Genomic DNA, 18,620 nt, shown 5'->3' on the forward strand with positions numbered 1-18,620 from the left:
GATGAAATCGAAAACGTCGAAATCCGCGATTCTACCTGTAGACATTGGCGCAATTCGTGCGCGAGCCGGCGACAAAGTGTTCGCGCGCGGCGAGGCTTACCATCGCCGCGGTTGTGTCGATATCTTCGCTCTCGAACGCAACCGCGCGCTGGCCGACGTTCAGGGAAGCGAGAACTATCACGTCGAGCTGACGTGGCGAGGCAAGAGCTTCGGCGGAAGCTGTTCGTGCCCGGCGTTCCACGACGGCGGCTTCTGCAAGCATCTCGTCGCAGTGGCGCTGTCGGTACTGGACGGCAACGCCGGCGCCGACAGCGCCGGCGATCGCATTCGTGCGCATCTGAAAGCGAAGGGCATCGACGCGCTCGTCGAAATGATCGTGGGCATTGCCGAACGCGATTCGGCGTTTTATCGCAAGCTCGACGGCGCGGCGACGGTAGCGACGCTCGCGCACGGCGACGACACGACGATTGAAACGCGCTTGCGCAAGCTGATCGACACGGCCACCCGGACGGGGCGTTTCGTCGAGTACGCCGAGGCGGAAGGATGGGCGGGCGGCGTCAACGCGTCTCTCGATGCGCTTGCCGATCTGCCATTGCCGGAGCGTGCGGGCATCGCGTTGAAACTGATCGAGTACGCCATTGACCGGATCGAGGCGGCGATCGAGTACGTCGACGATTCCGACGGTCTCTGTGACGAGCTGATCGAGCGTGCGGGCACCCTCCATCTTTTCGCGGCATCCGCGGCGCGCCCCGACCCGATAGCGTTCGCGCGCAATCTGTTCGCGCGAGAAATGGCGAGCGACTTCCAATCGTTCGCGGGAGCCGTGCGAGACTATGCCGAAGTGCTCGGCGACGCCGGGCTCGATGAATACCGACGGCTTGCGACGGAGCGTTGGGATGCGTTGCCTGCTTTGTCTGCCGCGACGCGGCTTCAGGGCGATGCTTCGGACGACTATCGGCGCCTGCAGGAAATACTGGATTATTTTGCGGAAGCGGCCGGCGACACGGACGCGCGCATTGCGTTGCGTGCGAAGGATCTGTCGTCGCCATGGAACTATCTGATGCTCGCCGAATTCTGCGTTTCGCAGGGCAGGGTGGAAGACGGGTTGCGCGTGGCGGAGGAAGGCCTGCGGGCGTACGAAAACTATCCCGACGGACGCCTGGCCGATTTTGCGGTGGGCGTTCTCGTCAAGCTCGGTCGCAAGGCCGATGCGGACGCGCTTCTGCAGCGAACGTTCGCCAAGACGCCCAACCTCGAACTGTACGATCGTTGGCGCAAACTTTCGGGAGTCTCGGCGCGCGATCGCGCGATTGAACTACTCGAGGCCGAACAGGCCCGATCGAGCGAACGGTTCCGGTACGGTTTGGCCGACCTGCTGATCCATATCCTGATGCGCGAACGTCGATTTGACGCCGCATGGACCGTGGCCGGCCAACGCGGCGTGGCGTTGAACGTAAAGCAATGGCTAGCCGCGACGACCGAGAAAACGCATCCGCGCGAGGCGTTCGATGTGTATGCCCTGCGTGTCGACGAGCTCGTGGCGACCGGTAGTAACCCCGCCTATGAAGAAGCGGTGAAGCTCGTTGCACGGATGGCTGCGTTGAAGAGCGCAGAGGAGCACAAGGCCTATGTCGCAACGCTCCGCGCTCGTTTCGAACGCAAGCGCAATTTCATGAAGTTGCTTGCCTGACCGCAATCGGACTGGAAATACGACTTCGGTGCATCGGCGATATGGAAGGATGCCGCAGAGCTATGGCGCTGGCCGTGAAAAATCATCCTGGGCGTTCTGGGCCGTTGGAGGTGGAGACGAACTCGCAGCCTACGGTGCTGCGACTAGTTGGCACGATGCCATGTTGCCCGCCGTAGTGGAGCAGCCACAACAGCAACGCGTCTAGGGATTCCCTTTAGCCGCGCGGGTTAGGCAACGTTTTGATGATGGAGTAAGAATGAGGTGGCTGTGCGCCAGCCGCTGCGCTCCGCGAACGGACCGAGCGACCGGCGAGCGAGCAGGCATTGATGGTTTCCGGAGCCGGGCATGCACGAAGTCGTCGACACGCCGGTGCTGTCTCGCGGGCTTACCTGCACGCTGTACCGAATTCGCCGGGGCATGATTCCGGACTACTACCTGCTCGCCTTCCCGCGCAGCGAAGGCGAGCCGTCGCCCGCCGATCTTTCGGAGATGCTCGCGCTCGGCATGGCTCGGGCGCAGTCGCTGGCGAAGGAACGCGTCGGCGATCCCGGCGCTTACAGCGTGCTGTACAGCGGTTACAGCGCGCGGCGCGAGCACGGCTGGCACATCCACATCGTCCTCTTGACCGGACGCTGGCGCAAAGCGTGGCTCTACTTCGTGCTCGCCGGCAAGAACGCGCTGCAGGCGCTCGGTCTGCGCCGCGACGACGCGCCGCGCCCCGTCCGCTAGGCGAACGCCTCGCACGTCGCCTTGCGCCTCACGCCACGTGCACAGCAAACCCCGACCGCCCCGGCGCGATGTCGTCGCGCAGCGTCAGTTCCGGTATCGCGTAGTCGCCCGCGTTCTGCGGCCGAAACGCGATCGGCGCCGTCGTCGCGAGCGTGTCGAGCCGCTGTCCGAGTTCGTCTTCGATCCGCGCGTAGCGTGCCGCGTCGATGCGGCCGGTGCGATGGATCACGAACGGCGGCAGCACGTCGAAACCCGGGTAGTACAGAATGCCGTGGTGGATCGGAAACAGCAGATCCTCCATCGGCCCGTTGATGCCGCGCGGGCCATAGTGCGACTCCCAGCCGCCCGTCGTGACGATCAGCATCGCGCGCTTGCCCGCGAGCGAGCCTTCGCCGTAGCGATCGCCCCAGCGCGCGTCGGAGTGCTCGCCGACGCCGTAGGCGAAGCCGTACGCGTATACGCGCTCGACCCAGCCTTTGAGTATCGCCGGCATCGAGAACCACCACAGCGGAAACTGCAGGATCAGCGTGTCGGCCCAGCGCAGTTTTTCCTGCTCTCGTGTGATGTCTCCGGTTTGCGTTCCGCGTTCGAACGCATGCCTGGACGCCAGTGACGGATCGAAGCGCACGCCGTCCTCGTGGTCGAGACTGTCGTGTACGTCGAGCGACGCTTTCCAGTCCATCGCATACAGGTCGGATACCTGTACGGCGTGTCCGGCCGCTTCGAGACGCCGGATGGAAAAATCCTTGAGCGAGCCGTTCAACGACCGCGGTTCGGGGTGTGCGTAGACGAGCAGAACGTTCATGGGCGGGCCTGCATGGAAGGAATGCCGGGCAGGCTAGACCGCGCGCTGGTATGTTAGAAATGAATATCCAAAATTACTGTCATAGTCATGGTTAATTTACGCAGACTCGACCTCAACCTGCTCGTGACGCTCGACGCGCTGCTCGCCGAGCACAACGTCACTCGCGCCGCAAAGCGGCTGCATTTTTCGCAGCCGTCGATCAGCGTTCACCTCGCGAAGCTGCGCGACATCTTCGGCGACCCGCTGCTGCTGCCCGGACCGCGCGGCATGCGGCCCACCGCGCGCGCCGACGCGCTGCGCGAACCGTTGCGGCAGGCGCTCGAAGCGCTCGAACGCGCGGTGGCGCCGGCGCAGGCGTTCGATCCGAAGGCGGCGACGCAGACGTGGCGCGTCGCCGCTTCGGACTACGGCGAATCGACGATCGTGCTGCCGGCGATCGCCGGCCTGCGCGAAGCTTCGCCGGGTTCGCGGCTCGCCGTCGTCGAACTCGCCCCGTCGCGCATCGCCAGACAGGCGGAGCAGGGCGATATCGACCTCGCGTTTCATACGAGCGAGGGCTCGCCGCCCGGTCTGCGCCGCCGCGTGCTGTTCGCCGAACGCTACGTGCTGGCCGGACGCGCCGGTCATCCGCGCCTTGCGCGTCGTCCGACGCTCGCGCAGTTCTGCCGGCTCGATCACGTGATCGTGTCGCCGGACGGCGGCGGGTTTCGCGGCGTCACGGACGACGCGCTCGCGGCCGTGGGCGCGACGCGCCGCGTCGCGTTGTCGGTGCCGCACTTCCTGTTCGTCCTGTCGGTGCTCGCGAGTACCGATCTCGTCGCGATGGTGCCCGAGCGGCTCGTTCGCAACAGCGGCGCGTTGCGCGTCGTCGAGGCGCCGGTCGACGTGCCCGGCTACGAGATGGCGATGCTGTGGCACGAACGCTCGCATCGCGATCCGGCGCATCGGTGGCTGCGCGAGCAAGTTGCCGGAGCCGTGTAGCATCGTCGCCGTGCGCCTCGAACGCAGCGTGTTTTGGCCGAAGCGCTGGCGCGCAAGGTCGATCCGGCGTGAGGGTTTTCGTATAACTTGATGGTTTTTATCGTATTGCGAAGAGGCTTGTCGCGAGAATCGCCGAAAGTTTTATTGTGCACTTGGCGGGCTCGGCGGTTCGTGCTCGAATGCGCGTCACCGCGGACTTTCAGGGGAATCCCATGCGATTCAAGTCCAGCAAGGTCGACGGTTTTCGAGTTTTCGCGGTTGCCGGCATCAACACCGTCTCGTTCGGTATCGAAGCATCGGACGAGGCCCGCAAGGGGCTGCTCGGGTTCGCGGTCGAGCGTTTCGACCCGACCGAGGACGAGCGCTACATGATGCCGGGCTTCAAGGTGTTCGCGTCGGTCATACCGAATCCGGACGCCTCGACGATCGCCAGCACGCGCGACCATCCCGTGCAGAGTTTTCTGTGGGACGACTTCACGGCGAAGGACGGGCGCGAATACGAGTACAGCTTCTTTCCGGTGCGCGGCAAGCCGCGCAATCTCGACCACAGCGCGCGGCCTGTGAAGATCACGATACGCACCGAACCGCTGTTCAGCGACTTCGAACACGACGTGTTCTTCAATCGCGGCGTCGCGAGCAGCCAGGCGTACGCGCGCAAGTTCCAGAACAAGAAACCCGACGCGCTCGTTCCGCCGAAAGACGCGCAGGCCCGCGAATGGCTCAGCCGCAAACTCGACGACGCGCTGCTGCGCTTCATCCGGCAGGCGCGCGCGAACGACGGACTGCTGTGCTGCTTCTACGAATTTCGCTACGCGCCGGCCGCGCAGGCGCTGCGCGAAGCGATCGACCGCGGCGTCGACGTGCGTCTGATCGTCGATGCGAAGAACAACGAAACGACCGACAAAAAGGGCGTGTTCCACGCGGCGTTTCCGCGCGTCGACAATCTCGATCTGCTCGAAGCGTCCGGCATTCCGCTCGAGCGCGTCGTGCTGCGCACCGCACGCAAGAACGACATCCAGCACAACAAGTTCATGGTGCTGCAGAAGGGCAAACGGCGCACGCCGACGCAGGTGTGGACCGGCTCGACGAACCTCTCCGACGGCGGCATCCACGGCCAGACGAACGTCGGGCACTGGGTGCGCAACGAAGCGGTCGCCGCGAGCTTTGCGGCGTACTGGGACCTCTTGAGCGGCGATCCCGGCGGGCAGGCGGACGACACGGCCGCCGACGCGAAACGGAAGAACGCCGAGCTCGCCGCCGCTGTCGCCGACATCAGCCCGACGCCCGACGACATCGACGCGATACCCGAGGGCGTCACGCCGATCTTCAGTCCGCGCCGCGGCCTGACGATGCTCGACCTGTACGTGAGTCTCATCGCGCAGGCGCAGCGCAGCGGCTGCATCACGCTCGCGTTCGGCATCAGCAAGGAATTCAAGGAAGCGCTGCGCGAGCACACGCCGCAGAGCCCGATCACGTTCATGATGCTCGAAAAGCGCGACGCGCCGACCGAAAAGAACCGCGACGCGTTCGTGTTCATCAACGCGCGGCAGAACGTCTACAAGGCGTGGGGCTCGTACCTGCCCGAAGCGCTGTACCAGTGGACGCGCGAAACGAACGCGCGCCTGCTCGGTCTGAACAAGCACGTGAGCTACGTGCATTCGAAGTTCCTGCTGCGCGATCCGCTCGGCGACGATCCGCTCGTCGTCACCGGTTCGGCGAATTTCAGCGCGGCGTCGACGAACGCGAACGACGAGAACATGCTGCTGATTCGCGGCGACAAACGCGTGGCCGACATTTACTTCACCGAGTTCAACCGCATCTTCAACCACTACTACTTCCGCTCGGTGACCGAGGCGACGAAGAACGCGCCGAACGCCGCGGCGAATGCCGAGGGCAACCTGTTCCTGTCGGAGAAGCCCGAGGACTGGCTCGGCAAGTACAAGCCCGGATCGCTCAAGCGCAAGCGCGTGGATCTGTTTACCGGCATGAGCGGCTTCGCGTAGCGCGCGTCAGTCGAAATCGTTCTGGAAAATCACGTCGTACGCGGCCGAGAATTCGCTCGAATAGCCGTCGGCGTCGGTCGCGACCGCGACGAACGGCAATGCGCGCACGCCCGGCGGCGGCGTCAGCGCGAGCGTGCGCGACAGCTGCGCCGACGCCGCCGGATAGCCGTCCTGTCCCAGCAGCGCGCCGCTGCTGCTTTGTATATTTTCGTAGAAATCGATGCGCAGCGGATACGCCGCGTCGCTCGTCGCGGTGTCGACGCGATAGGTGATCGACGGCTGGTTGCCGGTGACGCTCGCCGCGACGATGTGCGGCGCGTTCTGGCGATTGTTCGCGCCGGTGTCGGGATCGCCGGCGCCGTTCGGCGACGGGCCGGCCGGCGCGATGTCGGCGTTCGCGCCGCGGCTGCCGCGATTGTGGTGGATCGCGTTGCCGCGGTTGTCGAAGCGCTCGCCGGTGCGCGCCTCGCGGCTGAAGATGCCGGCGCCGCAGTTGTGCGCGATGAGATTGCCGTCGCCCGGCCCGAAGCCGCCGATGACCGCCGGCGCGTTGTTCGCGATCGAACGCCACAGCAGGATGCCGCCGGTGAACTACGGCGACTGCGCCGAGCCGTTCGGGATCGCGCGCGTACCGCTCGCGTCGGTGCCGTCGACCGTCGTGCCGATGAAGCTGGCGTGCAGTGTCAATCGCGTGTTCGCGTTGCCGCCGCCGATGTGCGGCGCGTAGCCCGACAGCGCGATGCCGCGCAGCGTGACGTCGGCCGCGGGGTTCGTGTCGAGTACGAAACCGTTGCCGGGGCCGCGGATTTCGGTCGCAAGCACGGTATCGAGTCCGCCCTGGTCGGGGGCGCGCGTGTTAGGCGCGCTGCCGGGCTGCGTATGGCCGTCGATCGTCAGCACGCCCGCAAGGTCGGGCAGGCGCGACGCCGGTGCGATCGTGTGCGGACCGGTGCCGGGAAGCGCGAACGCGATCGTGTCGGGAACGCCGTTCGCGTTCGCCGCGAGTATCGTCTCGCGCAGCGAGCCCGAGCCGCTGTCGATCGTGTTCGTGACGGTGATCGTCGCGGCGTGCGCCGCGGCGCAGACGCACAGGACGACGACGGCGGCTTTCGATGCGGCAGGGCGCATGATGCGAACTCGCGAGGCGCGCGGCGGCGCCGACGTTGGTGCAATGCGTGTCCGGCGCCGAAAGCGAACGCGGCGAAGGGCGGGGCGCGGCTTTGCTAGACTGCACCGCTCGAAAGTGCGCAGGCAGGCATGCAGTGTCCGAACAATTTTCGCTGGCCGGTTTCGATCGGCCGCCCGAACCGCCAAAGACGCCCAAGACCGATCGATTGTTCTTCGCGCTAGTACCCGATGCCGACAACGCCGCGCGCATCGCACGCGCGGGAGAGGATCTGCGCCGCACACACGGCTTGCGCGGCCGCGTGACCGCGCCGGAGCGGTTGCATACGACGCTGCTGCACCTGGGCGACTACGCCGGCTTTCCCGACGAACTCGCGCGGCGCGCGATCGAGGTCGCCGCGACGTTGCCGCCGCTCGCGCCGTTCGACGTGTCGTTCGATCGCATCATGAGCTTCAAGCGGCCGCGCAATCAGCCGTTCGTGCTGCGCGGCAGCGACGACGTGGCCGGACTCAAGACGCTGCAGCAGGCGCTCGAAACCGCCGCTCGCGCGGCGCGATTGATCTCGAAGAAAGAGAGCTTCACGCCGCACGTCACGCTGCTGTACGACGACCAGGGCGTCGCCGAGCAGCCGATCGCGCAAAGCGTCGGCTGGCACGCGAACGAGTTCGTGCTCGTGCACAGTCTGCTCGGGCAGACGAAGCATGTCGTGCTTGAGCGGTTTGCGTTGCGGGGCTGATCGAGCGTGCCGATCAACAGCACCTGCAAATCAGGAGATGCCGTGAGCAAGATCAAGTCGCCCGAGATCAAGAAACGTCTGAGCCTGATGCGAGATTGCCGCAACGCCTACGGCGAATCGCCGCACGGCGCACGCAAGGCGATTCCGAAACGGCAGGCAACACGACGCCGGCAGGAACGGCGGATCGCGGCAGTGCTCCTGTCGCAGGTATCGGGCGTCGCCGTAGCCGACAACCTCAATGCGATCGAGAACGACGTGAAAGCCGGCATGCGCGCCAAGCGCCTGAACGGATTTCGCAAATTGCCGGACATGCCGCTCGGCGAAGTCGTGCGGCGCAACCTCGCCTGGCGAAAGGCGAGGCGCGCTTTCAACGCATAGACACGCGATGCGTCACTCGGCCGTCCACTTCGTCGGCTTCGGGTTGCGTTCGTCGAAGCCGGTCTGGTGCCAGTACGGATAGACCGGCGTTCTGAAGCTCGCCTGGTCGAGTTCGGCGATTTCGTCGGGCGCGAGCGTCCAGCCGAGCGCGCCGAAGTTTTGCACGAGCTGCGCCTCGTCGCGCGCGCCGATCACGATGTTGGCGACCGTCGGCCGCTGCAGCAGCCAGTTCAGCGCGACCTGCGCCACGGTCTTGCCGCGGTTCGCGGCCACTTTCTCGAGCGCGTCGACCACGGCGTACAGGTATTCGTCGTCGACCGGCGGCCCGCCGGTGGCGCCGCCCGAGGCGATGCGGCCGGTCGTCGCCGGCTGGCCGCGGCGGATCTTGCCGGTCAGACGGCCCCAGCCGAGCGGGCTCCACACCATCGCCGCGACGCCCTGGTCGAGGCCCAGCGGCATCAGTTCCCACTCGTAGTCGCGGCCGATCAGCGAGTAGTAGCCCTGGTACACGACGTAGCGCGCGAGGCCGTATTTCTCGCTCGTCGCGAGCGACTTCATCAGATGCCAGCCGGAGAAGTTCGACGCGCCGATGTAGCCGATCTTGCCGCTCGTCACGAGGTCGTCGAGCGCGCGCAGCGTTTCTTCGACCGGCGTCAGCGCGTCGAAGGCGTGCATTAAGTACAGGTCGATGTGATCGGTGCCGAGACGCTTCAAGCTCGCCTCGCACGCGCGCACGAGGTGGTAGCGCGACGAACCCTTGTCGTTGGGGCCCTTGTTGCCGGTCGTGAACGTCGCCTTGGTCGAGATCAGCACCTCGTTGCGGCGGCCCTTGATCGCCTGGCCGAGAATTTCTTCCGACACGCCGTCGGAATAGACGTCGGCCGTGTCGAAGAAGTTGACGCCGTGCGCGAGGCTGGCATCGACGAGCCGCCGCGCGTCGTCGACCTGCGTCTGCCCCCAGCGTTCGAAGAACGCGTTCGTGCCGCCGAACGTGCCGGTGCCGAGGCTCAGGACGGGGACTTTGAGGCCGGACCGGCCGAGTTGACGATGTTCCATGGATTTTCCGTTTTGCTGCGGGAAGTCGGTTCGCGATGCTACCGTTTTGCGCGCGTCGGATTGGCGTCCGGGACGTTGAATCAGTTTCCGGGTTTCGTTGATAGTCTCGACGACTTCACGCGGTCGCCAGATCGCCGGCGAGGACGTCCGCGATCGCTTCTTCCGGCACGCCGATGCGGCAGGTCGCCATGGCCGCCGAGAGTTCGTCGTCCCACGATGCGGCGACGGCCGCCCCGCCGAGTTCCGTTCGGCCGCCGGGCAGTCCGCTCAGGGCTTCGCGATAGTCGGCGGCCGTGAATCGCCATGGTCGGGCCGCGAACGTGCGCATGACGAAATTGCCGATGTGCAAACCCGGCCAGTCGAAATCGCCGTGGTAGAACAGTCGTGCGCCCGCCGCCGCCAGTTGCGCCAGCAGCACGCGCTGGGCGGCAGCCGGCATGCCGTCGGTGCACACGAGCGGTGCGCAGCGGTCGCCGAGCCGGTCGGCGGCGATGGCGACAATATTCGGATTTTCACAAACGTAAAGATCCACGCCGCGAACGTTCCATCGCGGCGGGGTTCGCACGAGCTCGCGCAGTGCGATGTAGTCGGGGGCTCCGTAGCGCGTGCGCCGGCCGTCGCCCGAGCGATCGGGCAGCACCGGCAGGTTCAGGAACAGGGCGGGGCGCGCGAGTTCGTTCACGAGTACGCCTGCGCCGGCCCACAGTTCGCGTGAGCGAACTTCCGCCTCGGGCGGCGCACCATGGCGCAGCCGCAATGCCGCGAGCACGAGCGTCGCGATCGATCGACCGTTGTCCAGCGCATGCGCGTCGCCGAGCGTTTGCGCCGCGAGCAGCGCCCGCGCCGTTCCGGCTTGTGGCAGCTGCCGCAGCACGCGGTCGGCGTCGTCGCGCAACCGGTCGGCGTATTCGCCGTCGCCTTGCGCGAGGCGCCTGAGCACCGATCTGCCGTCGGCGCCGGCGAGCAGCGCCGCCAGCAGCGGACTGGCGGGCGCTTCGAAGACGCGGCGCCAGCGAAGCTCCACGCTCGTCCGGAGCGCCGAGCGCGACACGATCGGTCCGTCGAGCCGTTCGAGCGCGTCGCGCAGCGACGCGGCGATCCCTGTCGCGGCAAGCGCGGTGTCGACAGCGGCAACGTCGACGTTCAGCGAACGGCGGTACGGCGAAGGCCGACCCGTCAGCGCGGCGAGCGCGGCGTGCTCGGCATCGGACAGATTGCCGATGCGCAGCGTCGCGGGCATGGCGTCGTCCTCGAATCGCCGCCGCAGGCGCTTGCGCAGTCCGGCCAGGGCGTCGCCGCCGAGCAGTCGCTCCAGACGTTCGCTCCCGGCGCCGTTCACGTCGACGGGAAGCGACGGTCGGGATCGGTTTCTCGCCGTCTGGCGCGGCCGTCCCAGGTCCAGCGCGAAACGTAGATGGCGTCGATGTCCGGAAGTTTCTGCAATTGGCAGATCGACACGCCCGGCAGCTCCGCGTAGCACGCCCATTCGCGCTCGCTCGTGATGACGAAATCGAGATCGAACTCGCGGATCAGTCCCATGCAGTGGGCTCGCGCGGCATCGTCGATTCCGGCGAACGCTTCGTCGAGCAGCATCAGGCGCGGCGCGAGCGCATAGCTGCCCTGGCCGTAGAAGCTTGCGATCGCGGCGAACAGCGGCACGGTCAGGCCGAGCGCGCGCTCGCCGCTGGAAGCCGGACCGGAGAGCTTGCGCCAGTGGCCGTCCTGCAGGCGCTCGACGCGAAACCGATGCCAGCGCCGGTAGTCGAGCGCCCGCGCCAGCTGGTCGCTGAGATTGCCGGCTTCGCCCGATACGTCGGCGTCGGCGCGTTCGCGCTCGGCGGCGATGCGCTGTTGCAGCATCGTGCCGATGGCGCGCTTGTCCTCGGACGTCCACAAGTCGGAGCTGGTGTTGAGCAGGCGCGCGCGCGCGCGATCGAAGCCGATCGGCGCGCCTTCGGTTTCGGGCAGCGTCTGCCACTGCAGGCGGTAGCGCACGCCGGTCGACGTGGGCCGCTTTTCGAGCTCCCTGTTGATGGCGTCGACGTGCCTGTCGGCGGCCTGCAGCGACCGCTGCACCTCGATCGCGATTTCGGCCTGCAGATAGTTTTCCAGAACTTCGCGCTCCTGCTCGGTCAGCAACTGGCCGCGTTGCGCGACCTCGGCGGTCAGCGCGGCGATCAGGCGGTCCGGCCGCTCGGGCTGGTTGCCGTAGACGATGTGCACGACCAGGCCCCATTCGTTGATTTCCGTCGTCTCGCGATGTCCGAGCGTCGTCAGCGCGCGCTGCAATTCCTGCAGGTCTTCGCTGACGCCGCGCTGGATGCGCTCCCAGCTGGCGTCGTCGTCCTTGATGTGCGCGAGCTGCTGCTCGACGCGACGCGCGAAGTTGAGCGCCGGATCGATCGTCCATTCGACCGCCGGCGGCGGAATGTCGATGTCGGGCAGCGCCGACGGCAGCAGTCCGTTCGCGGCGAATTGGCGCAGTCGAGCGACCGCGTTCGCGCGGGCTGCGACGCTCGCGGCGAGCGCCGCCTCGGCGCCTCGCGCGACGCCGTCGGCGAAGCCGAAGGCCTCGGTCGCGGTGCGCAGCGTATCTTCCGCGGCTTTCAACGCGCGTTCGCCGGCCCGAACCGCCTCATTGACGTCGGCGAGACGCTTTTGCAACGTTTCCACTTTGACGCCGACGTTCGCGAGCAGAACGTCGTAGCGCGTTTGCGCAAGCTGCGATTCGCGCTGCGCCGTCGCTGCCGCGTCGTCAGCCGCCGCGAACTGCTCGGCTGCTTCGTGGCGACGCGCCTGCTGGCGCCGCAATCCCGGTATCAGCCGCCGCCATTCGCGGACGGCGAGCACGAGCGTGCCTTGTATCTTGGTCAATGCGGCAAGCGAACCGTCGATCGCCGTCAGTGCGGGGGCTGCCGCCGGCAACCGCAGATCCCGGGCGTCGCGCTCCAGCGAACCGTGCGCCGCGTGCAGCGTCTGCTCGGCGTTCCTCCAGCGATCTTCGGCGAGCGCGAACTGAGTCCGGGCCTCGCGAAAGGTTGCGGACGCCGCCGCCGCCGAGAGACGCGCGGCGTGCAGCGCGTCGTCGCTCGGCGCGCCGCGCCACTCCTCGTCGGCGAGCCCGCGGGCCGCTTCCAGCGCGTCGCGTCGACGGCGTGCAATCTCGAGATCCTGCGCCAATGCATCCAGGCGTGCGTCGATGTCGACGATGCGCCGCAGACGCGCCTGTTCGCGCGCGGCGTAACCGATGTACTGCGCCTGCGCCTTGATCCACGAGCCCGACAGCGGGCCGATGCGATATCGGCCGGACGGCGAAACCCAGGCCTCGGCTTCGACCGGATCGTTTGCCGCGACCGCGATGCCGGCCAGCAGGCGCTCGATGAGGGCCGGCGCGATGCCGCCGCCGTCGGGTATCGCCGGCTGCAGCCAGTCCGCGAGGCTGCCGCCCGCGATCGGCGTACGTGCGAGCAGTTGGACGTCATGCCACGGTTCGGCCGCGTCGGCGCCGAGAATCCGGCCGTCGGGCGTGACCCAGGCATCGAGCAGCCCGGCGCCTTCGAGCGCGCCCTCCAGGCCCGCTTTCGCGCGAGCGTCGACTGTCGGACGAAAATCGACCAATTTCCACAATGGCATGCCGGCGGCGCGCAGTCTCGCCGCGGCGTCGCGGGCGGGCGGCGCGGGCGGATGCAGGTCGCTGCCGGCGTTCAGCCGCTGCCGTTCGGCCGAGAGCGCCGATCGCTCGTCGTGCACGGCGCGCTCGATCGCGTCGAGTTCGGCTTCCTGGACCGCATGGCGCTTGCCGGCCGCGAGCAGCGCTTCGCGCAGCGCGATGCGAGCCGGATTGTCTGCGGTCGGATTGCGGGTCCATTCGGCCAATGCGTCGGCCTGGGCGCCGACGTCGACGCGCAGCTCGATCACACGTTCGTGGAACGCGGCCCAGGCTTCGATCAGGGCGTCGCACGCGCGTTCGAAGGCGGCATCGGCGTCGCGGCGCCGTTCGGCGGTATCGTCCAGCACGGCACGCTTTTCGTCGTACGACTGTCGCTGCAGCAGCAGCGCGTCGCGGGCCTGATCGACTTCGCGATGTCGCCTGCGCAACGTTTCGACATCGCCCTGCCGGTCGGCGACCAGGGACAGCAGCTCGGTCTGCGCGGCGTCGATATCCGCCGGGGCGAGGTCGACGAGTTCGAGCGGCGCAAGCGCGACCAGCGGGTGCGTCGCCCAACCGGTGCTGATTTCCGCCGCGCCGGCATGCACGGCGCCTTCGCTGCGGGCGCCCGCCAGGCGGGTCTGCGTTTCGACGGCCTCTTGCGTCGCGCGCGCGGTTTCGGCGACTTCGTCGTCCCTGCGCCGCGCCGCGGCCTCGCGCCTTCGCGTCGCCGCCTCCGCTTCGCGCTGCCATTTGGCAGCGTTCTCCTTTTCGTCGTCGAGGCGTTTCGCGTCGGTCATCGCCGGATCGGACAGCAACGCGTGCTGCTCGTCGCGCAGGTGGATCACGCGCGCCTCGGCCGCCTCGCGCGCGTCGGTCGCCGCGTCTTTCGCGTCTTGCGTCGACGACCGGTGCGCCTGCGCCTCGGCGCGCTGGCGGCTGGCGTTGTCGAAGGTCGTCTGCGCCTGGCGCAGTTCGCGTACCTGGCGCCGCGTCAGCGTCCCCGCGTAGATGCGATAGCGCTCGTCGAACCGGCCGACGGCTTTGGCCAGCTGCTTGAGTTCGTCGAGTTCGCGGCGTTCTTCCTCGAGATGGTTGAGTGCTTCGGCGACGTCGCCGAGCAGGCGCTGCTCCATCGGCGGCAGCGCTTCGCTGAGCGCGTTCGACAGGCCCGTTTCGTCGGGCTTTTTCGACAGCTGCGGCTGACGCAGCTGGATCAGCGTGTCCATCAGCGCGCCGTAGCGTTTGCCGAGCCGGAACAATCGCTCGTCGACGGCGCGCCGGTAGGCCTCGGCTTTGTCGAATACCTGTCCCCGGCCCTCGATCGCCTCGCGCAGCCGCTCGCGCGTCAGCACGCTGCGCTGCGACGTCAGCAGCCAGAAGTCTTCGCCGATGCGCGCCGCCGGTTCGCCGTCGAGGATAAAAAACCAGCTGTCCACATGGGGACGCGCCGCCGCCGCGGACAGGCCGGCTCCGAGCGTCATGAAATGCGTGGTGCCGTCTTCGTCGCGCCGCCCGAACTCGATCCACGCGTAGCCGATGCGGCGATCGTAGGTGCCGAGCAGGAGATTCCACGCCATGCGCTTGCCGGCGTCGCCGTCGGGTTCGATGCGCGAGGGACGCAGATTGGCGTCGAGCAGGAACGGCAACGTCAGCGACAGGACCTTGGACTTGCCGGTGCCGTTGTTGCCGCGCAGCAGCAGGCGTCCCTCGTGAAACCAGAATTCCTCGCTGTCGTAGCGAAACAGCTCCACCAGACCGATCCGCAGCGGCTGCCAGCGCGCGGTCGACGGTTGCGGCAGTCGGGGAGGGCGCAGCGCGCCGCTCGCAGGTGTCTGCATCATGCGTCCGCCTCGATGCCCGGCGCCAGCTGCCGCGCGACGATTTCCGTCCCCAGCGCAAAGCGCGCCAGCGCGGGCCGCGCGCGTATCGTCGATCCGTCGCGCCGGACCAGGTTCAGTTTTTCCAGACGATCGATCGCGATGCCCGCCAGTTCGTGTTCGGCGCCGGGTTCGCGCGCGGACTTGCGCCAATAGCGGCCGTAGCGTTCCTTCGCGTCGCCCAGGACCGCCGCGATCGTCGACGCGCCGATCGCGAACGGCCCCGGCTCGCGGCGCAGATGGTCGGCGAGATATTCGGCGACCAGCAGCGTCGCGTGCGCCTCCGTGCCTTCGGCCGGCATCGCGACGTCGGTCAGCGCGCCGGTTTCGTCGACGAGCGCCAGTCCTTCGGCACGCTGTTCGGCGACGAGTCCGGCGGCGTCGCACAATCGCGTCGCCATCACGCCGCGCTGGTTCGCGAAATAGGCGCGGGCTTCGTCGTCGAGCGAATCGAAGTAGACGACGGGATCGTCGAGCAGGCGACGCGCGAGCCGGTGCCGCATCGCGGTACGACGGCCGTCTTCGCTGTCGGCCACGTATTCCGACACGAGCGCATGCAGCCGCTCGTCGAGCGTGTGCGGCATCTGGCTCTCCGGCCAGCTGGACGGCCCTCTGACCGCGGCGAGCATGCCGGCCAACGCATGGCGGTGCACGTCGTACAGCGCATCCGCCTGTGCGCCCGCGCCGTGAATGAAGCTTTCCTCGTCGCCGACGACCCGGCGCAGGACGCCGAGATCTAGTAGCGTTTTGCAGATGTGGACAAGGTCGCGGCGTTCGGACGGCGAGCGCAGATGGAACGCGAACCCGCGCTCGGCGAGCGCGGGTTCCGCCGCCAGCGACAGCAGGCGATCGCCGAGCGTCTGCAGCGTTATCTGCGGTTCGGCACGATCGAGCGCGGCGCAGGCGAGGCAGAGCAGGACATAGCGGTTGCGTTCATAGTCGGGCAGACCGCGGGTCGCGTCGTCAAGGTCGGCCGGACGCTTGTACAGGCGCGCGCCTTGCCGATCGACATGCAGCGCCCAGCCGGTTTCACGCGCGAACCAGTCGCGCAGACGGTCAGCCTGGCGGCGCACGGAAGCGAAGTCTTCGTGCTGCGGGCCGAGCAGCGGCTGCATCAGCAGCGCTCGAACGGCGCGACGGAATTCGTCGCGCGCGAAAGCGCTCTGCGCCTCGGCCACCGCGTGACGGCGCGCGCGGACGTTCACGCCGCCTCCGTCGCTGCCTGCGAGACCGGCGTGATCGTGACGAGATGGTCGCGGCCGGACAACGTGCCGAGCGGCGTTTCGATGCTGGCCCTGCTGTCGGGGCCGAGCGGTTCCAGGCGCACGACCAGCAGTCCGTCGCCGGTGCGGCGCTCGATCGTCGCATCCGGCGAAGCCTGCTCCGACAGCGCTTCGCCGAGCAGTTGCAGGAACAGCCGGAACGCGTCGGCGTCGAGATCGCGCAGTTGCGAGAGCCGCAGCGACCGCCCGGTGGCAAGCTTTCGGCGCGCCGCTTCGACCTGCTGGTTCTCCTGCTCGAGCTGCGATGCCGCCAGGGCGCGCGCGTCGCTGCGGTCTTTCACGCGCGCAAGCGGCCCTCGCGGGGTCGCTTCGCCGTATTCGCGCAGGCGCGGATGAACGCGCAGCGGCGGCGCGTCGGCCCAGGCGGTGTGCGCCGGCAGATCCTGCTCGGCGGTTTGGTCGAGCGAATAGTGACGGGCCGGGTTGAGCGCGAATGCGGCGCGCGCGAGGCGGTGGGCGTGCCGTGCATCGTCGCAGTCGGCGAACCAGACCGCGAGCGTGCGAAAATCGGCCGAGCGGTCGCTGCGGCCTGCGCGTCGTTCGTTCAACGCGGCGATCGCGCTCAACAGCTGCGGAATCGCCGCGCGGACGCGAGCGCGCAGCAGTTCGGCCTGCGGCGGCTCTTGCGTGTGCGACACGAACCAGCCCGACAGGCCGGACCAGCGCTCGCGCCAGGCTTCCAGGCGCTGCGTGCGCTCGTACGCCTGATCGAGCAGGTCGCCGGGGGCTGCGTCGCGCGCCTCGCGTGCGGCGATCAGCGAGAGGTGCGCGTCGATGCGCGGCGTCAGCTCGCGGATCGACGTCGCGATGGTCTCCGAGCGGCGCACGAGATCGCTCATGAAACGCTCGAGATAGTCGATCAGGCGGCGTTTGTAGCCGATCACGTCGGCGATGTCGGCTTGCTGCAGCTGGAGGCTGCGCGCGACGCCCGCCATGAAGGCCTGGGCGTTGTCGGCCAGGCTTTCGAAGACGCGGACGAGGTCGCGCATGACCCCATGGACCTTGGCGACGTCGGGTTCGTCCGGCGTGCCGACGACGACGAGCAGACGCAGCGCCGCCAGTCGCGAGGCGATGTCTTCGAGCGCGACGGTCTGCAGTTCGGCGCGCCGGCGCATCGCCTGTTCGAATGTCGCCAGCGCCGTTTCCACTGCTTCGCCGCCGTGCGAAAGACGGTACAGGAAGCGCGCGCGATAGAAATCGGCGAGGCTCAGCACGCGCGCCGTGTCCGGTTGCGATTCGAGGTTGCCCCATGCCGTCAGTTGCGCCAGCGCGGCCGTCAGGTCTTCGATGCGTGGCGCCGGTCCCGTCCAGCGCGCTTCGGCGAGCACTTCGTCCGGCCGCAGCTGCAGGCGGTACTGGCGTTTCGCGGCGGCGAACGCGTCCATGATGCAGCGATAGAAATCGGATTTTTCTGCGCTGACGTGCCGGAACAAGTCGGCGGAAACTTCGGTCGGCATCGCCACATCCGGTTTGTAGTTCCTGGGCGCGATGATAGATCGCGGGCCTTGCGGGCAACACCCGCGCCACCGATCCGGCCGTGCGACGCCATACAATGATCGATCGCGCTTGCCGGCGACCGGCCGTTGTACATGATACGACCATGAAAAATCGACGGAAAAAAATGGAGCACGGGCAATGATCGAGGATCGCGACCACGTCGACGAAACGTGGATGCGCCGCGCGCTCGAACTCGCGCGCCACGCCGACGCCGAGCACGGCGAAGTGCCCGTCGGCGCCGTGCTCGTCGTCGACGGACAGATGGCCGGCGAGGGGTGGAATCGAAATATCGGCCTGAACGATCCGAGCGCGCATGCGGAAATTCTCGCGCTGCGCGACGCGGGACAGCGCCTGTCGAACTATCGCTTTCCCGGCGCGGTGCTGTACGTGACGCTCGAACCCTGCGCGATGTGCGCCATGGCGATGGTGCACGCGCGTGTCGCCCGCGTCGTGTACGGCGCGACCGATCCGAAGACCGGCGCCGCCGGCAGCGTGTTCGACACGCTGGTTTCCGATCGCCACAACCACCGCGTCGCGGTGCACGGCGGCGTGCTCGCCGACGAGTCGGCCGATCTCTTGCGCACCTTCTTTCGCAAACGCCGCTGATCGAACGGTCGATACGCGGGGGCGACGCGGCGCAACGGCAGCGTTGTTCACATATTCCAGAACATTGTATTGACAACGTTGTCACGCGAGCGTATCACTGCGCCACCTCTCGGGGAGGCAAGCCGCAGCGCGCAGGACGGCCGCCGTGACGGCCATGCGCTGCGGTGCATTACACGACGTATGGGTTTGGCCGCGGTCGCG

14 protein-coding genes are annotated in these 18,620 nt (G+C 67.6%); 7 read left to right on the forward strand and 7 right to left on the reverse strand.

The window, feature by feature from the left end; translation table 11 throughout:
- The first annotated feature begins 1 nt into the window (after position 1).
- Both OD750_RS17955 and OD750_RS17960 read left to right on the forward strand, forming a co-directional pair.
- Positions 2-1,690 carry an SWIM zinc finger family protein gene (locus tag OD750_RS17955; RefSeq protein WP_263543997.1) on the forward strand — a complete coding sequence of 563 codons (1,689 nt, stop codon included), beginning with the start codon at positions 2-4 and terminating at the stop codon, positions 1,688-1,690.
- 345 nt (positions 1,691-2,035) lie between these two features.
- Entirely contained in the window at positions 2,036-2,419 is a 384-nt protein-coding gene (locus OD750_RS17960; RefSeq protein WP_263543998.1) for a hypothetical protein, read from the forward strand.
- A 28-nt stretch (positions 2,420-2,447) separates the two neighbouring features.
- Here the strand turns inward: OD750_RS17960 and OD750_RS17965 are convergent, their stop codons facing one another.
- Positions 2,448-3,224: an NAD(P)H-dependent oxidoreductase gene (locus OD750_RS17965; RefSeq protein ID WP_263543999.1), complete on the reverse strand. Its 777-nt coding sequence runs from the start codon at positions 3,222-3,224 to the stop codon at positions 2,448-2,450.
- An 87-nt stretch (positions 3,225-3,311) separates the two neighbouring features.
- Here OD750_RS17965 and OD750_RS17970 point away from each other — a divergent pair, with 87 nt between their 5' ends.
- Together OD750_RS17970 and OD750_RS17975 are read left to right on the forward strand one after the other, a co-directional pair.
- Positions 3,312-4,205, forward strand: coding sequence for a LysR family transcriptional regulator (locus OD750_RS17970; protein WP_263544000.1), 894 nt, complete (start codon positions 3,312-3,314; stop codon positions 4,203-4,205).
- A 212-nt stretch (positions 4,206-4,417) separates the two neighbouring features.
- The gene (locus OD750_RS17975) at positions 4,418-6,208 is read left to right on the forward strand and encodes a phospholipase D-like domain-containing protein (protein ID WP_263544001.1); all 1,791 of its coding nucleotides are present in this window, start codon (positions 4,418-4,420) and stop codon (positions 6,206-6,208) included.
- Positions 6,209-6,799: 591 nt separating this feature from the next.
- Here OD750_RS17975 and OD750_RS17980 read toward each other — a convergent pair.
- Positions 6,800-7,336: a hypothetical protein gene (locus tag OD750_RS17980; RefSeq protein ID WP_263544002.1), complete on the reverse strand. Its 537-nt coding sequence runs from the start codon at positions 7,334-7,336 to the stop codon at positions 6,800-6,802.
- Between the two features lie 134 nt (positions 7,337-7,470).
- Between OD750_RS17980 and thpR the strand changes: the two genes are divergently transcribed.
- Positions 7,471-8,070, forward strand: coding sequence for an RNA 2',3'-cyclic phosphodiesterase (thpR, locus tag OD750_RS17985; RefSeq protein ID WP_263544003.1), 600 nt, complete (start codon positions 7,471-7,473; stop codon positions 8,068-8,070).
- A 42-nt stretch (positions 8,071-8,112) separates the two neighbouring features.
- A complete protein-coding gene (locus tag OD750_RS17990) occupies positions 8,113-8,448 on the forward strand; it encodes a hypothetical protein (protein ID WP_263544004.1) in 336 nt (111 codons plus the stop codon).
- Positions 8,449-8,460: 12 nt separating this feature from the next.
- Here OD750_RS17990 and OD750_RS17995 read toward each other — a convergent pair whose 3' ends face one another.
- From OD750_RS17995 to OD750_RS18015, 5 genes are all read right to left on the reverse strand, one after another.
- A complete protein-coding gene (locus tag OD750_RS17995; RefSeq protein WP_263544005.1) occupies positions 8,461-9,504 on the reverse strand; it encodes an aldo/keto reductase in 1,044 nt (347 codons plus the stop codon).
- A 115-nt stretch (positions 9,505-9,619) separates the two neighbouring features.
- Positions 9,620-10,843: a TIGR02679 family protein gene (locus OD750_RS18000; protein WP_263544006.1), complete on the reverse strand. Its 1,224-nt coding sequence runs from the start codon at positions 10,841-10,843 to the stop codon at positions 9,620-9,622.
- Positions 10,840-14,997, reverse strand: a complete 4,158-nt coding sequence (locus OD750_RS18005; RefSeq protein ID WP_263544007.1) for a TIGR02680 family protein — start codon at positions 14,995-14,997, stop codon at positions 10,840-10,842. Before OD750_RS18005 ends, OD750_RS18000 begins: the two co-directional genes overlap by 4 nt.
- Positions 14,994-16,238: a TIGR02678 family protein gene (locus OD750_RS18010; protein WP_263544008.1), complete on the reverse strand. Its 1,245-nt coding sequence runs from the start codon at positions 16,236-16,238 to the stop codon at positions 14,994-14,996. Before OD750_RS18010 ends, OD750_RS18005 begins: the two co-directional genes overlap by 4 nt.
- On the reverse strand, positions 16,235-17,773 hold the full coding sequence (locus OD750_RS18015; RefSeq protein ID WP_263544009.1) for a TIGR02677 family protein: 1,539 nt from the start codon (positions 17,771-17,773) through the stop codon (positions 16,235-16,237). Before OD750_RS18015 ends, OD750_RS18010 begins: the two co-directional genes overlap by 4 nt.
- Before the next feature lie 178 nt (positions 17,774-17,951).
- Between OD750_RS18015 and tadA the strand changes: the two genes are divergently transcribed.
- Positions 17,952-18,419, forward strand: coding sequence for a tRNA adenosine(34) deaminase TadA (tadA, locus tag OD750_RS18020; RefSeq protein WP_263544010.1), 468 nt, complete (start codon positions 17,952-17,954; stop codon positions 18,417-18,419).
- The last annotated feature ends 201 nt before the right edge of the window (positions 18,420-18,620 follow it).

The organism is Tahibacter soli, assembly GCF_025717065.2.
Classification (GTDB): Bacteria; Pseudomonadota; Gammaproteobacteria; order Xanthomonadales; family Rhodanobacteraceae; genus Tahibacter; species Tahibacter soli.

What these genes read in the sequence shown, in the direction of transcription:
- OD750_RS17955 (WP_263543997.1), top strand. Translation starts at nt 2, where the DNA reads ATGAAATCGAAAACGTCGAAATCCGCGATTCTACCTGTAGACATTGGC.
- OD750_RS17960 (WP_263543998.1), top strand. Translation starts at nt 2,036, where the DNA reads ATGCACGAAGTCGTCGACACGCCGGTGCTGTCTCGCGGGCTTACCTGC.
- OD750_RS17965 (WP_263543999.1), bottom strand. Translation starts at nt 3,224, where the DNA reads ATGAACGTTCTGCTCGTCTACGCACACCCCGAACCGCGGTCGTTGAAC.
- OD750_RS17970 (WP_263544000.1), top strand. Translation starts at nt 3,312, where the DNA reads ATGGTTAATTTACGCAGACTCGACCTCAACCTGCTCGTGACGCTCGAC.
- OD750_RS17975 (WP_263544001.1), top strand. Translation starts at nt 4,418, where the DNA reads ATGCGATTCAAGTCCAGCAAGGTCGACGGTTTTCGAGTTTTCGCGGTT.
- OD750_RS17980 (WP_263544002.1), bottom strand. Translation starts at nt 7,336, where the DNA reads ATGCGCCCTGCCGCATCGAAAGCCGCCGTCGTCGTCCTGTGCGTCTGC.
- OD750_RS17995 (WP_263544005.1), bottom strand. Translation starts at nt 9,504, where the DNA reads ATGGAACATCGTCAACTCGGCCGGTCCGGCCTCAAAGTCCCCGTCCTG.
- OD750_RS18005 (WP_263544007.1), bottom strand. Translation starts at nt 14,997, where the DNA reads ATGATGCAGACACCTGCGAGCGGCGCGCTGCGCCCTCCCCGACTGCCG.
- OD750_RS18015 (WP_263544009.1), bottom strand. Translation starts at nt 17,773, where the DNA reads ATGCCGACCGAAGTTTCCGCCGACTTGTTCCGGCACGTCAGCGCAGAA.
- tadA (WP_263544010.1), top strand. Translation starts at nt 17,952, where the DNA reads ATGATCGAGGATCGCGACCACGTCGACGAAACGTGGATGCGCCGCGCG.